Raw genomic sequence first — 15,629 nt, forward strand, 5'->3', positions numbered from 1 at the left:
TTTTATGGCTCTACTTTTTCTTACTACTAAAATTACATAATGAAAGAAGCAACAAATATGCCTTCTATATTAATTAGTATAGCTCTAATTTTTAATTCTCCGCCAATGACGGTTTCTAATATCTGGATAAGCTCATATATTGTTTATAGTACAAGTATAGAAGAAAAAGCTACAGGAGGCACAGATATGAGCAATTGTATATTAGTAATCGGGGCTCATCCTGATGATGAACTATTGGGAACTGCAGGAACCTTAAAAAAATTTGTAAATGAAGGGTATAAAGTAATTTCGGTAATTACTGCTTTAGGACGAAAGGAAGAAGCTCATCACATTCAAAAATTTGGTCGACTTGCCAATAAAGAAATTGGCATTGAAGAAGTAATATTTCTTGAGCATGTCAATCTGGAACTAGAAATGATTCCTCTTCACGAGTTAACTAAAGAGATTGAACAACTTATCAAACGATACAAACCCATCAAGATTTTTACACATCACTATGGAGATTTAAATAAAGATCATCAGATTACGTTTCAAGCAGTATTAACTGCAGCTAGGCCACTTCCTTGTACGCCCCCCATAGAATTAATTACATTTGAAACCGTTTCATCGAGTGAATGGGGTGCTTTTGCTTGTGAAAAAACATTTAAACCGAATTACTTTGTAGATGTTACGGACACTATGGAAAATAAACTTAATGCCCTTAAACATTATGATCTTGAAATGAGAGCGTTCCCTCATCCCCGTTCTTATGAAGGTATTGAGTACTTAGGAAGGCTAAGAGGCATGAGTGTTGGCGTACCTTATGCTGAAGCTTTTGAAATTATAAGGAGGGTTTGGAAATGAACCATGAGATTGCCTTTCCCTACCCCTATCTAATTGAAACATTAGATCAATATTACGGACTTAAATCACGTTCTCCTAAAAAATTCGTTGCAAAGGAAACTCCTAAAAGAAGAAGCTCATCAAAAAAAAGTTCAAAAAAGAAATTTTCTATTTTAATTGCTACCTTTTGGAGCTTTCCTCACGTAGGTGGACTTTCAAATTATATTGCTACTTTAAGTAAAAGTTTAAAAAGCCAGGGACATAAAGTAGACATTATTTCCCCTAATCAATTTTCAACTTCAAAAGTAAAGCAATTTCGAGAAATTGCTACCCCAAATCTAAAACATTTGTTTACCAAACGCTATGGAAGTTACAATGAGAGAATTGTAAATCATCAAAGGCTTATATATGTATACGAAAAAATGCTTGAAACAATGAATTTAGAGAAATACGATATTCTTCATGCACAAGATTTGTTTACAGCAAATATTCTGGGAAGGTTTAATGAATTTTATAATAAACCCTTATTTTTCACACCTCATGGCATGTTTACATCTAATAGACTCAAATTTAACATAATTAAAAAAGGTTCCGTAGAAGAAGCATATTTTACGGAGCTTGAAAGTAAAGCGATAGAATATGCAAGTCATATTATTGTTTTAAGTGATTCATTTCGTGAACCTTTAATAAAACTAGGAGCTAAAAATAGAAACATTACTACAGTTATTACGGGAATTGATTATCCAGTGAATCAAAGAGAAGGAAAAGAAAAGGACTCACAAAAACTAGTGATTACATGCGTAGCTAGGCTTGGTCCTCGAAAAGGACATAATTATCTGTTTGACGCACTGGCACGCCTAAAAAAATACACTTCCAATGTGGAGGTATTAATCGTCGGTGATGGACAAATGAGAGAGAAATTAGAAAAACAGAAAAAGGCTCTAGGTTTATCAATGGTAAATTTTTTAGGTTCCAGAGATGATGTACCTTCACTCTTAAACAAAACTGACATTTTTGTGCTTCCAACAATCAATGATAGCTTACCCCTTTCGATAATTGAAGCTATGCATAGTGGCACTGCTGTAATTTCCACAAATTGCGGGGGTATTCCTGAGCTGATAAAGCATAATAAAACCGGTATTATTGTTGAACCTGGAGACCCTGAACAGCTAGCACATGCACTAAAATTTCTTATTACAAATAAAGAGATACGAAATAAAATGAGTACGGATGCAAAGATTCATGCTAGAAAACACTTAACTATAGACAGCATGATAGGAAAAATAAAACATTTGTACACTGATTTTTGGGAGATGAATTAACGTATGAACCATGCACACTCTGCAGTTGTTCTCGATTTGAGTGCTAACGGAATTGGTATTATTAGAAGCTTAGCAGAAAAAGGCATTAATGTTTACGCTTTCGACACAAAAAAACCGTACAAAATAGGAAAATCACGCCTTGCTACTTGCAGTATATGTCCCAGTCCCTTAACTGAGGAAAAGAAACTATTAAACTTCTTAATTAACTTATCAAAAAAAATTGGTTCAAAACCTGTCTTATATACAGGAGCAGATGACTATGTGCAATTCATTTCCAAAAATCGAGATGAACTGCTAAATTACTTCTTGTTTTTATTACCTGCTGATGATTTAGTTGAGCAAGTGCTTGATAAAAACAAAACTTACGAGCTTGCCGTCAAGCATAATATTCCATGTCCAAAAACATATGTAATAGATAGTAAAGAGGAACTGGAAGAAGCTATCTTAAATGTTGAATTTCCATGTATTTTAAAACCTGTTCTCGGCCACGAGTTCAGAAAAAAAATTAACAAAAAAGCAATTGTATTTAATACTCCTGAGCAGTTAAGGGATGATTATTGTTTTTATAGAGAATGTGGACAATTAGTTATTCAAGAACTGATTCCAGGAGACAACCAATGTTTTTATAAAGTAGCTACTCTCTATAACGACGATATGGAACTACTTGCATTATTCTCCTTACAAAAAAACCATCAGTTTCCTGCGGAATTTGGGACAGGTGCTCATATTGTCAGTAAGAGAGTTCCTGAGCTTATCGATATATGTATCCCATTTTTTGAAGAAATAAAGCTCAAAGGCATAGGTATGGCTGAATTCAAAAAGGATCCAAGAGATGGAATTTATAAATTCATTGAAATAAACCCTCGCTTTTGGCTTACCCATAGTCTCACAGGCCCCTCAGGTATTGACTTTGCCTACACCTATTATTTATACCTCACTAACCAAAATCCGGAACCCAGATTGAATCAAATAGATGGTATTAAATGGATTTATCTTATAAGATATTACCTTACTTTCCTTCAAAAGAAAAAAACTTCCCAAATGACATTCAAAGATTTTTATCGGGGGCTGCAAGGTCAAAAAGAGTTTGCTTTATTTGCATGGAATGACCCAATGCCATTTTTTAGAAGTGCATGGTCTCATTTAGTTAATACGTGGAAACGTAAGCGAAAGGAATGACTACTAATGTATGATTTTAAGGCACTCTATTATCGGATTAAAGATTTAAAAATAGCAGAAAAACTTTCTAATTCGATTAGTGAGAAAGTTACAATTATTCCTTCAGAAATTAAATGTTTAAAATCCACAAAACGAAGTAGTATATATAAATTACTGCTTCAAAGAAAAAATGGTTATTATCCAATTATCTTTAAAGTCTACAATTCAACCGCCTACAAAAATGAAGTAGAAATCAATATTTATAAAAAATCTTACCCAATTTTAAAAGAGTTTTTGCCTCGTATTTATCTTGTAGAAACAGTAAAAAATGAAACGTGGATCTTTATGGAATTCGTTAATCAAATACGTGGACAATTGACCTTCTCTCCGTCTCACTTTCAATATATTATCCCAAGTATAGCTAAACTTCATGCTCAAACTTTTGAAAACAGGTTCAAAAAGAAGGAGAACGTTTGGAAAGATTGGCTCCCTGTTTATACTTCTACAAAAAAGACTAGGACCAAATCTATGAATCAAACAGTTGATCTGTTGCACACAGCAATAAAAGATGACCGGATTAGTCATATTATAAAACCCTATTATCCATCATTAATTAAGCTATACAATAAAGGACCAGATTTCTTCCCTGAATTAATTAAAAATGGATCAGCTATCACCCATGGCGATCTGCATATGCAAAACATATGTAGCAAAAATGTTACAGATCATGAACCATGGCCTATTCAATTCATAGATTGGGAGTCAGCAAAATACTCTCCAGTATGGTTTGACATGGTTGTATTAGTAGAACTACTGCTAGGCTTCAGAAAAGATTGGCAAGCCAATGCAGAAACAATACGTACTAAATGTGTGCGTCTGTACGTGGAGGAAATGAAGAAATACGGAATTACGTTTAAAACAAACCCTATGACTCTTTATAAAATGGCCTACCTCCAGCGAACCTTAGAAAGAGGCCTTCATACTCAATTGAGAAGGATTGCTGATAATCGCGAAGGTGAGCTCTTAAGTTACCACCTTGAAAAAATTTCAACATGGGGCAGGGAACTAGGAATATACGAATAAATAGATTTTTTAAAATAGCTTTTAGACTATCGATTTAACAATAGTCTAAAAGCTATTTTTACCTTAATGTACAAGCAATTCCCCTGTTCAAAAATACAATATATAGAAACACCAATTTTAAATAAAGGTAGGGAATTTATTTGACTAAATTTTATTATGATTCTAATGAAGAAAGTAAACACTGCTTAAAAGCGATGTATGACATGCGTAAAAATAAAGAAGAAAAAGACTATGGCAAAGATAAATGCAAAGACAAACACGAAAAAGATCATGGCAAAGATAAATGCAAAGACAAACATGAAAAAGATCATGGCAAAGATAAATGCAAAGACAAACACGAAAAAGATCATGGCAAAGATAAATGCAAAGACAAACACGAAAAAGACTATGGCAAAGATAAAGTTGTCTTTTACGAGAAAGACTATGCTAAAAATAAATGTAAATGCAGCAAAAGTTACTACAATTAAGCTATTCAATTCTAACTCTAATTACTTGTAACTAAATAAGTATTAAGAAAGGACTATTGGCTCTAGGGTTAATAGCCCTTTTCTTTTTCACAGAATGTCTAAAATATAGCTGCAGTAATCAAGATACTTAAAATTTTCTAGTAATAAAAAACCACCATGCACAAAGTAAATTGTGCATGGTGGTTTTTTTGCTATTTTAGAAGCAACAGCCTTTATTGGATTTTTTATTTTGACTATTACAACCAATACAGAATGTCTTCTGTATAAAGACATTTAAAGTTCCAGCCGTAGTAGCAGAAGGATTCGAAACAGTTAATTTTTCAAAGTTTTCAACTTGAAAAGCTCTTGTAGAACCTGCAGGTATAGTCGCTGAGATCGGTAGTCTAGATCCTCTAACAAAAATTGATACCGTAAGACCAGTAGCTACACCAACGCCAGTAGCTGCAGCTGATAACTGAAGAAGCGTTTTGTTATGGTTTCTAGTAAAGTCTTCAAAAACAGTTACATCTATAGCATTGGCAGGAACTGCAATAGTTAACGGGATATTTCCTGTTAAATTGGTTCCAGAACCCTCAATTGTATGATTTTCAATAAAGAATTTTTCATTCTCTTTTTTCTTATTATATGAACCCTTAGATGGGTAAGCAGCTTCTACATAATATAATTCATCGTTTTTATTATGGTGACGATAGCTTTTTATAATAATCACTCCTTTTTTATTTATATACTATTTTATTCATTTGTTTATAAAATGTTTGTGTGCTTGTCCAATAATAGTCATTTTCATAAAAAAAGTGATTATTCGACTATCTAATTTCAGGTTAACAACACGTTAAAGGAATTATTTGTATGTAGAGATAAGAAAATTAGAGTAGAAATTTCGCAGAGGTTGGTTGTTTGATAAGCTAATAGAAACAGTAGTAGTGAAGTTTCAGGCGTAAACAAAGATGTAAAATTCAAGTACAATACAATGCTTTAATTGCAGAATTTCACCCCCTCACCATTTGGTGAATAGAAAATGCATTCATGCAGGATTATTTTAACAATTAGAACATTCACCTTTTGTGCCCTCTCAGGTGTTTTCCTGGGATCAAAAGGTGAATCTCTACACCTATACAAATTCATATAAATTGTTTACAGAGTTAGTTTACGTTCATTAATCATTTCGTAAACTATATCTTCATTGTTTTCTAAAAGCTCTTTAGTAGTGGTACTATGGTTTTTGGCATGGCGAGAAAAATTCGCTTTGCTATACCATTGATGACATAAAGGACAAGGTAATTCGTTTTCAACTTCATAATTAATTGACGTCCACCTCGTAGAAAAAAAAGGAGATTTAGCTGTATTTTCTTTTGTATACAAAGTGTTTTCACTATGTATACGATTTTGTATTCGCTGTGTAGTTGCAGCAACTTCATTTGTACTGGCGTTGTATAGAACATCTTCTAATTCTTCTTTAATGAGCAAATATCCAGCTTCAGACATAGATAACCCTAACTCTTCACAACGTTGTCGAAATTGCTCATATATGCTTTCCGGTAACCGAATGGGCAAAACCTTACTTGGTTCTTTTGCTTTTGATTGCCGAGCGTACTTATCCAATTTCCCCAACCTTATCACCTCATTTATACAATTTGTATATACATTCAATACAAATCTTTATTGTTCCTGCTAACGCCTTAACTACATCCTGTATACGCTATGTAGTTAAGGCGTTTTAGAGTGAAACCTATTTACTTAATAAACTTGGTGGATGAAGAGGTAAAAATTGTATCGATAATGCTCCTAAACAGTGAGCCCGAATGATGCTAGTTATCAGTAGGATTCACTCTTAGGTTATAGATTCTATAGCACTTATACTATCATTAGGCGCTCATTTACCAAGTAAATGAATACCATAAGTATTGGAAGTTCTATTTGAAGAAACAACTGAAAAACTTACAGTTATTTTAATATTTGTTAACAAACCTATATATAATCATTTCAGATAAAGAAGACACGTGTGAATGTATATGTTGGACAAAAGTCGCTAGAGTAATATTTCTTCATCTTTTCCTTATAACAGCTATAAAAGGTCAAGTTATAATTAACTACTCTAATGTATAAAGAACCTCAAGGTTACCTTTCTTCTTTTATCCTTCTTGTATGTCTACTCTCCCCTTCACTGATTTAAGGTAGATGAAATTGCAATAAAAGGAGGTATTGACACTTGATACGTAGATACGTTCTCTGTAAAAAGATCTCTTACAAAAAAAAGAAACGAAAAGCTCATTGTTACAGATCACCCCATTCTGTATATGTTTCCAATTCACAATCTATATTGGTGTTTTGTTCCATCCATAACCTCTGTAATCAAAAGTACAGAGGTCCTCGAGGGCCTCAGGGACCTCAGGGGTCTCAAGGGCCTCAGGGGCCTCAGGGGTCTCAAGGGCCTCAGGGGCCTCAGGGGTCTCAAGGGCCTCAGGGGCCTCCACTCTCAGATTTAATTCCCTCCACTAATTTATTATATTTTACTTTTTCAGATGGTCAAAAACGCCTATATACCAATAATGATGGGATAGCTCAATACGGAACCACTGAAATATTGGCACCTGAAGAAGCTTCTTATATCAATTTATTTATTAATGGTATTCTACAGCCTCATATTAATTATCAAATTCAAAAAGGAAGCTTAACTTTACTCACAGAAGAAGTACCTTCAAAAGGGGTTCCTATTATTATCCAATTTGTGTTAATTAATAAGGAAGTATAAAAAAGTTTATAAATTCTAAGATAGTCATAAAAAAAAGAACTGACTTCCCCAGTTGGGAAATCAGCTAAAAAATAGAATACATTAGTTAGTTTACAACAAACTCAACCACAATAGGGGTAGCAGATGAAAGGGTGTCTCCATCAGGAATGGTAATAAAACTAGTAGTAACTGTTGAAGTATCACCTGTTTGAATTTGCCCGTTAATATAAAGATTATAATAAGCAGGAGCAGTTGGAAAAGCTGTAGCAGCTGTTCCTCCATCAGTAGTAAAAGCTGTAGCAAGAATACTATAGGTAGCGCCAGTACCTGTTCCTGCTCCTGCAGTGCTACTAAACCTTAAAGAATTCATAAAGGGCTTAACGATTGGCATTTATGATCCTCCCTTCTTAATTATTGAATTATTTATCGCTCTTCTTTTTCTAAAATTTTAAAGTGCTTCTTTACGAATACACTTTGAAATCATTAAAGGAAATATAAAACAACGCTAATTCTCTATTTATTATTCTTCTACTTTAATTTAGAAACGGCAAAAGACCTAAATGGTAAAAAGATTCTTCACCATTTAAAAATTTGGACTACCTCTATAGACTATTGACCGTGGCAAATAATAGAAATCTGACTATTAATAGATAGAGGGGATATTAACATTCTTTCTACATCCTATGCTTCGAAAGGAGAATAAGACATATGCCTATTATTAAACCTGTTTTTACAGCCACTAGTACAATTGCTGGAGATATTACAGTAGCAACAGCAACGAGTGTGGCTCCTACCCCAGCAAGATTTACAACATTTGTAACGGCCCCAATGGTTGCAGGAGGAGTCACATCGATACCTGCTGGAAGCTTTATTGATGATGTAGGAGCAACAATCACAGCTTTGCCGGATGTAACAGCTAATTCTTACGCTAATATATATATCAATGGAGTCATGCAACCTACTAATGTCTACACTTTATCTACTACAGCATTAAACATTGATGATGCTGTAACGATTGGAGCACCTGTAATTGTAGAATTTGTTACTCACTCTGCAACTTCTACCTCAACTCCAACTAGTACGTTATCTGTCACTACCGTAATTAATACGTAAACCCATATCCAATAAGAAAACATGACAAATCTATAATGTTGTCATGTTCTTTTACATATAAGACGTTAAGAATTTGAATTTCAATATAAATTATAAATAACTTTTTCGACATATAATTCTCTCAAAAAGGTGATTTTCATAAATATACTTTTTATTGTCCAAGCAATTTAAAATCCCTTTATATATATTAATAATGTAAGAAAATAAAGGAGTGATTAATATAAACTTACAAGATATCAAGGGCTCTTATCATTTGATAGCTGGTTTAGGAAGCTGGTGTGGGCCAGCACTTTATTCGGAACGTCGCAACTTGAGAAAGCATTCGTTTCCCCTCGATTGGATGCAATCTCCTTATCTCCCTGATGTAAATACATTATTAAGAAATAAGTTTCAAGGTTTTATGGAAGTAGAAAACATAGTTGAAAAAGACATACTCGCTAATTATATGGATGATAACGGATATCCTATTTTTAAACCAGGAACTTCTGAATCAATAAGATCTCATTATGTTACAGATATTAAATATAACATTGACTCTGTCCACGACTTTCCCATGATTCCTAATCAAGACTGGTCTGCCCAATATCCACCTTATAAAATAAGATTAGATCATCGTATTCAAACATTTCTTAACCAAATCGCGCAAAGTCAACGTACGTTATTTATAAGATATGAATGGATGCCCACAAGCTACGAAGACGTAATTAACTTAAAATCAATTTTAACAGACATGACTAACGGTAACTTTAACCTTCTGTTAGTTGAGACTGTTGACGAAGAATTACATGGAGTAAAAGACATGAATTTTGGAACACCTGAAGACAAAATTTGTTGGGTTCAAGTTTCGCGAGATAATTGCACCAATACTTCTGTTTGGAATGATTTATTAAGCGGAATAACACTATTAAATTAAACGTTACTCTTTTTTCCTATAATATATAAAAGAAAAGGGACAAGTATACAAGCAAACCTCCTTAATTTTCATATTAATATAATAGAAACATATAAAGGAGGTTACACTTTGAGTTGTTCTAAAAAAAGAAAGTGCTACTGTAGTTGTCTAAATTCCAAACCTTCAAGAAAAAAAGAAAAAAATTGTAAAAAAACAAGATGTGCAGAGAAAAATTATTTTTGTTCCAATAGATATAACAATGCACTTATTGAAACTGATACAAGACAAGAGATCCTCAGTGATCAAGTTTCTGATTCAATCATTCTTGTGAAAAACTCCTGTGATGTTACTATTACTGCAACAGATACACAAACAACCATATTTCTTCAAAGCTTCATACAAATATTAACCATTTTGTTACTTTCAATAGGTCTCGATGCCAATTCAATAAGGCTGTTTTTACAAGAAGTTTCCCAGACCGCAAGGTCACTTCAATTAAATAGACAAAGAGTTATCGTTAAAAACAGTAAAGGTGTCAATGTAACAACATCGAATAACGATACAGCTGTTTTTATACAAAATTTTTTACAAGCGTTGACCTTGTTACTAACTCCTTAAAAAACCATTGACCCTTTAATGACCTATTAATAGAATTGTTGAAAATACTATGCGAACAGAGTTATGACAAGTAGTATCTTCAATATATCCTCATAAACTAACTAACAGTGTACAAGCTATTGAAAATTCTTTGCTACTACAGCCTGTACACTATTTTATTACAGAGAAAGTTATCTAAAGCCACTACACTTATAGAATGCCTATATCACAACAAAAAGCAAAACACTTTTTATAACCTCTATGTAAAAGATTTTCCATAACTATAAAAGAGTTTTTCATTCATCATAAATACATATGTAATACTCATAAAAAAGAAGCGTGTTTGCACACATTCCATATCTATGGACAAATAAGTAACGCTTGAAGAAGGAAATGGAGTAATTCAGTAACTTATAAATTATCTATAAGTAAACATTTTTTCTATCCGTATTTCCCATTTCTTAATGTAGCAAGTAATTGTTCTAAATTGTATTTTCTCGCAATAGGAAATAAGCTTTTCCCTGGTTCTCCTTCATATTTCTGAAAAAGATCCAATATAATAGGTCGGTTTTCTTCATGAAATTTATCTATTTTGTAAAAGCTTTGTTTAACCAATTTTTCAGTTATTTTTATGTGCATTTGTTTATTCTGTTCTCGTATTAAAAATCGTTCTTTAGATTCTTGGGGGACAACATCTAAAAAATAATAATATCGGCTTTACTAAAACGTAAATCATACGTATCTAGATATCCCCATCCCTCAACAATCCAACTTGCTGTATTTAACACCCTTTCTAACTTTTTTTAAAAGTACCTCTTTCGTTGCCTAATTTGCGATATTTTTCTCATTTTAGGTTCTCTAAACCACAAATCTAAATGATGGATAGGTATATGTAATTTTTCACCTAACTGTGCAGCTAGTGTAGTTTTACCTGAACAACCATTTCCTAATATTGCAATTTTATACATTAATATCACCTCAATTTATGTATAAAATTAAATCAAGCCAATTATTACTATTTGTATATTCAATTATGCTCGCTACGTACAAAACATCATGAACTTTAATTCAAAAAGCTATCCAACAAATAACTTGTTGGATAGCTTTTTAGCTGCTACTTATTTTCTTATAACAAATTCAATAGTAACTTGAACGGATGTCCCCTCTATACTGATGATCTGCACAACAGCTGAATCCTCTCCTGTAAAGTTTACGTTAGGGATGTAAATAAACTCCCCTGTCTCCGTATTAAGTTTAAATCTACCATTCTTCGTCCCCTTTAAGATTTGATATTTAAGCGGTAGGTTTTTGTCTGTACAAGCATCAATTTCACCACATACTTTCTTGTTAATGGTTCCTTTTATACATTGATCAGATACCTTTATAGGACATTTACCTTTTGATTTAGTTTTGCGTGGATCTCGCAACGATTTCTTTTTAGTATTAGATTTACCAGGAACTGGTGTCGGTGTCGGCGACACTCTTCTTTCCACGATGAAAGTAAGTGCTGCTTCACTTGAAGCCCCATCCGAATTAGTAACTCTTATAATCACCGTATCGGTCCCAACAAAATTAACATTAGGGACATAAATGAACTGGCCTGTATTCTGATTAATTCTAAACTGGCCGTTTTGAGCACTTGTTATAGCTTGATAAATTAGTGGTAAAGAATTTGGATCAATAGCAATGAGCTGACCAGTAGTAAGAGTATTAACAAATAACTTTATTACTTGCCCTTCCACATTAGGAGGCTGAGGGTCTCTGCCTACTACAACTGTTACCACTACCAGTAATTCTGTTCCTAAATCATCTCGTACTAATACAGTAAAAGTGTCTGTTCCTACAAAATTAGGTGCAGGCTGGTAGACAAACCTTCCATTGGAATCAACGGTTACGCTACCACTTAAAGGAGCTGTTGCTAGTGTGTAATTTAATGGACGTTCTAGCAAATTAGTTACCTGAATATTACCAACCACTTGAACCCCCTGCAAAGTAGCAAAGGTATTATCTCCTGGAGTAATTATATTATTACTTGCGGTAGAATTGACAGTAACAATTGAAAACGCTTGTTGTCCGTCACTGTTTCTTACAGATACCACGAATTGATCCTGACCAACAAAGCCTGAATTTGGTGTATAACTAAACGTTCCATCTGCTCGTAGTACAAGTACTCCATTCGTTGGTGGGGTAGCCACAGCAAAGGTAAGAGGCCTTCCTAATGCATCCGTTGCGATAATTTGACCTTCAATAATTTGACCAGTTGGCGTGGTTAAAAGTTGATTTTCAGCTGTAATTGGATCGTTCACTCCCTGAATTAAAACCGTAACACTAGTTGTTGCTGACTGACCAAGATTATTTGTAACAATTACGGTGAAAGAATCTATTCCAGTAAATCCGAGGTTTGGCGTATAGATAAATGAACCATCAGGATTAAAATTCACTGTTCCGTTTGCAGGTAAACTCTGAATTTGATAGGTTAATGGATCACCTAATGCATCAACTGCCGTAACTTGACCTGTAACAGGTTGGTTAGTTACTCCTTGAACCGTAAGAGGAGTTACAACAATGCTATCTTGATTTTCTTGAACAACTATCCGTACAATACCAATTGCAGAGTCTCCTCTGTCATTTTGAATCAACACAGTAAAACTATCTACGCCAAAAAATGCTGGATTTGGTGTATAACTAAACGTTCCATCTGGATTTACCACAGCTGTTCCATTGGATGGAGATGCATTTAAAGAAAACCTAATTGGTCTCCCAAAAGGATCAGTGGCCGATATCGTCCCTGAGACAGTTACACCTTGCTGAGTCTGTACTGTGATGTCTTGTGGTGTAATAGTACTTTGAACTGAATCAATTATGATTAAAACTGAAGCAATTGCTTGATCTCCTTGATCATTTTGAACCAGAACGTCAAATTGATCAGTTCCACTCACACCAGGAGTTGGTGTATAAACAAACGTTCCATCTGGATTTAAGATAACCGTTCCATAAGCAGGGAGATTGTTAAGGGTATAGGTTAGTGGCCTATTTAGCTGATCTCGAACTGAAAGTGCACCATTTACACTCTGCCCTTCTACTGTTCGAACAGTAGTATTACTGACTACAATTTGATTTACCAATTGTGTAACAGTTATTTGAACCGTAGTAGCTGCATTTAAACCTTTCTCATTTTGAACAGATACTGTAAAAGAATCTGTTCCTATGAATCCTGAATTTGGAGTATACGTGAAAGTACCGTCTGGATTTAGTATTAAATTTCCATTCGCTGGTCCGCCAAGTAAGGCATAAGTTAATGCTTCTCCTTGTGGGTCAATAGCTACAATACTTCCTGTTACAGGCTGCTGTTCGGTTGTTGATAGTGCTTGATTAGCTACAATTGGCGCCTGTTCTATCGGTCCCTGAGTGACAACAGAAATAGTTGCAACAGCTGTATTGCCAAGAACATCGCTTACAAGTACTTGAAATTGATCTGTTCCAAAGAATCCAGTATTTGGCGTATAGATAAATGTCCCATCTGGGTTAACTATGACAGATCCACTATTTGGATTAGACGTAAGCGTATAAAACAATTGGTTTCCACTCAAATTTGTAGCACTTACTTGCCCAGAAACTGGCGTATTGAATAAAGTCGTTATTTCACTATTTACCACTGAAATTCTGTCTCCTACTACTACTGTCACAACAGCATTAGCAATACTTTGATTTCCAGCTGAATCTATAACAACGATATCAAAGATATCTTCTCCTGTGAATCCAGGATTGGGCGTATAAACTAAAGTTCCATCTTGATTTAATACAACAGTTCCATTTAATGGCGGAATGGCTACAGCATAACTTAATGGAGAGCCTGCTGGATTCACAGTAGCAATAGACCCACTTACAGGTTGATTTGCTAAAGTAGTTAAAGTTAGCCCTTCAGCGCTAATCGGTAAATCTTGAGACTGAACTTCTACAGTAATAGTTCCAAACCCCTGGTTTCCAAGAGGATCTCTGGCAAAAACAGAGAATGAATCTGTTCCTACAAAACTTGGGTTCGGCGTGTACGTAAATGTTCCATCTGAATTAATAATGGCAGTACCATTAAGTGGTGCTAAATTTAGACCATATACTAGTGGATCTCCTTCAGGGTCAAAGGCAGGAACTTGCCCTGTTACAAACTGACCCTGTACAGTTGATAGTGATAAATCTACGACAATCGGTGGTTGGTTCACTCGAATTACACTGATAGTTACAAGAGATTGTGCACTAGCTCCACGACTATCCCTTACCTCCACTGTGAAAGAATCCAAACCAATAAAATTAGGATTTGGGGTATATAAAAAGGTACCATCTGGATTTACCACAGCTGTTCCATTAAAAGGAGTACCCGATAAACTAAAAATGAGTAAGTTATCGTCTGGATCTGTGGCAAAAACTTGCCCACTAATTGCTACATTTTCTATAGTCTGAAGGATAACATCACTTGTAATTGGCGAACTGTTCACGTCGATAACTGTAACATTTACAATAGACACTGCTGTGAGACCTGTTGAATCTTCTACAATAACCGTAAATAAATCTGGACCTACATAATTAGAATTAGGTGAATATATAAAACTGCCATCTATATTTACTACGGCGCTTCCATTGACTGGAGAAGTGCCTAAACGATAAGTGAGCAAATCCCCATTCGGATCGCTTCCTACTACCTGGCCAGTTACAGATTGATTTTCAGGAGTAGTAATCGAATAATTTGGGACAGTAGGTGGTTGTTCAACTGGAATAACAACAACAAATATGTTTGTGATGATAAATTCTCCTGCTGCATTGGCTATACGCACAGTAAACGTGTCGTTTCCAGTGTAATTTTCATTTGGCGTGTACGTAAACGTTCCATCACCATTGACCACTGCCACTCCATTGGTCGGTGGATCCTGTAACGCATACGTGAGCACTCCTCCATCTGGGTCAGTTGCTACAATTTGGCTAGTAACAGGTGTTTCTTCAAGGGTAACAATCGTAATCTCGTTTGGGCCTACTGGTGGATCATTTACTGGTAGAATCGTAATTGTAATTGTGGAAATGGCCGTGCCTCCCTGGCCATCACTTACCACCACACTAAAGCTATCTACTCCATTATAATTCTCATTTGGCGTATAGCTATAGCTGCCGTCTGGATTTACTACCACCGTCCCATTTGCTGGACCTATCAGTAACCTGTACGTCAGTGGGTTTCCGTCTACATCCGTTGCTACCACTTGGCTATTCAAATTCGTATCTTCATTGATCACAAACGCATAGTCTGGCACCACTGGTGCATCGTTCACCGGCGTTACTATTACTAGTACATTCGTGACTATGAACGCACCCGACGGGTCGCTTATTAGGACTGTGAACGTATCATTTCCAGTGTAATTTTCATTTGGTGTGTACGTGAACGTTCCATCACCATTGACCAC

The 15,629-nt window shown here is 34.8% G+C and carries 13 protein-coding genes; 9 read left to right on the top strand and 4 right to left on the bottom strand.

Annotated elements, in window-relative coordinates:
- Positions 1 to 186 precede the first annotated feature (186 nt).
- The 5 genes from AC1VNJ_RS25835 to AC1VNJ_RS25855 all read left to right on the top strand — a co-directional run bounded on the left by AC1VNJ_RS25835 (position 187) and on the right by AC1VNJ_RS25855 (position 4,852).
- Positions 187 to 843, top strand: a complete 657-nt coding sequence (locus AC1VNJ_RS25835) for a PIG-L deacetylase family protein (protein ID WP_098627458.1) — start codon at positions 187 to 189, stop codon at positions 841 to 843.
- Positions 840 to 2,144: a glycosyltransferase family 4 protein gene (locus AC1VNJ_RS25840; RefSeq protein WP_098627448.1), complete on the top strand. Its 1,305-nt coding sequence runs from the start codon at positions 840 to 842 to the stop codon at positions 2,142 to 2,144. Before AC1VNJ_RS25835 ends, AC1VNJ_RS25840 begins: the two co-directional genes overlap by 4 nt.
- Before the next feature lie 3 nt (positions 2,145 to 2,147).
- Positions 2,148 to 3,323, top strand: coding sequence for a carboxylate--amine ligase (locus tag AC1VNJ_RS25845; RefSeq protein ID WP_098627449.1), 1,176 nt, complete (start codon positions 2,148 to 2,150; stop codon positions 3,321 to 3,323).
- A 6-nt stretch (positions 3,324 to 3,329) separates the two neighbouring features.
- On the top strand, positions 3,330 to 4,385 hold the full coding sequence (locus tag AC1VNJ_RS25850) for a phosphotransferase (protein WP_328153706.1): 1,056 nt from the start codon (positions 3,330 to 3,332) through the stop codon (positions 4,383 to 4,385).
- A 140-nt stretch (positions 4,386 to 4,525) separates the two neighbouring features.
- The gene (locus AC1VNJ_RS25855; RefSeq protein ID WP_482641533.1) at positions 4,526 to 4,852 is read left to right on the top strand and encodes a hypothetical protein; all 327 of its coding nucleotides are present in this window, start codon (positions 4,526 to 4,528) and stop codon (positions 4,850 to 4,852) included.
- 196 nt (positions 4,853 to 5,048) lie between these two features.
- On the opposite strand, the gene AC1VNJ_RS25860 is transcribed toward AC1VNJ_RS25855, so the two are convergent.
- Both AC1VNJ_RS25860 and AC1VNJ_RS25865 read right to left on the bottom strand, forming a co-directional pair.
- The gene (locus AC1VNJ_RS25860; RefSeq protein ID WP_328153702.1) at positions 5,049 to 5,561 is read right to left on the bottom strand and encodes an exosporium protein D; all 513 of its coding nucleotides are present in this window, start codon (positions 5,559 to 5,561) and stop codon (positions 5,049 to 5,051) included.
- Positions 5,562 to 5,986: 425 nt separating this feature from the next.
- Complete coding sequence (locus AC1VNJ_RS25865; RefSeq protein WP_228307899.1) at positions 5,987 to 6,463, bottom strand: hypothetical protein; 477 nt, start codon at positions 6,461 to 6,463, stop codon at positions 5,987 to 5,989.
- A 712-nt stretch (positions 6,464 to 7,175) separates the two neighbouring features.
- Between AC1VNJ_RS25865 and AC1VNJ_RS25870 the strand changes: the two genes are divergently transcribed.
- Complete coding sequence (locus tag AC1VNJ_RS25870) at positions 7,176 to 7,604, top strand: DUF4183 domain-containing protein (RefSeq protein WP_482641536.1); 429 nt, start codon at positions 7,176 to 7,178, stop codon at positions 7,602 to 7,604.
- Between the two features lie 85 nt (positions 7,605 to 7,689).
- Here AC1VNJ_RS25870 and AC1VNJ_RS25875 read toward each other — a convergent pair whose 3' ends face one another.
- On the bottom strand, positions 7,690 to 7,974 hold the full coding sequence (locus AC1VNJ_RS25875; protein ID WP_224980802.1) for a DUF4183 domain-containing protein: 285 nt from the start codon (positions 7,972 to 7,974) through the stop codon (positions 7,690 to 7,692).
- Positions 7,975 to 8,291: 317 nt separating this feature from the next.
- Between AC1VNJ_RS25875 and AC1VNJ_RS25880 the strand changes: the two genes are divergently transcribed.
- From AC1VNJ_RS25880 to AC1VNJ_RS25890, 3 genes are all read left to right on the top strand, one after another.
- Positions 8,292 to 8,696 (top strand): DUF4183 domain-containing protein, encoded by a 405-nt coding sequence (locus tag AC1VNJ_RS25880; RefSeq protein WP_014462102.1) that lies wholly within the window; start codon positions 8,292 to 8,294, stop codon positions 8,694 to 8,696.
- Positions 8,697 to 8,907: 211 nt separating this feature from the next.
- Complete coding sequence (locus AC1VNJ_RS25885) at positions 8,908 to 9,609, top strand: DUF1796 family putative cysteine peptidase (protein WP_224980801.1); 702 nt, start codon at positions 8,908 to 8,910, stop codon at positions 9,607 to 9,609.
- A gap of 108 nt (positions 9,610 to 9,717) precedes the next feature.
- Positions 9,718 to 10,206 (top strand): spore coat protein, encoded by a 489-nt coding sequence (locus AC1VNJ_RS25890; protein WP_482641534.1) that lies wholly within the window; start codon positions 9,718 to 9,720, stop codon positions 10,204 to 10,206.
- A 1,097-nt stretch (positions 10,207 to 11,303) separates the two neighbouring features.
- Here the strand turns inward: AC1VNJ_RS25890 and AC1VNJ_RS25895 are convergent.
- The coding region (locus AC1VNJ_RS25895; RefSeq protein ID WP_482641535.1) for an Ig-like domain-containing protein at positions 11,304 to 15,629 on the bottom strand (4,326 nt) is incomplete at its 5' end.

Source organism: Priestia sp. 3CA3 (assembly GCF_056836725.1).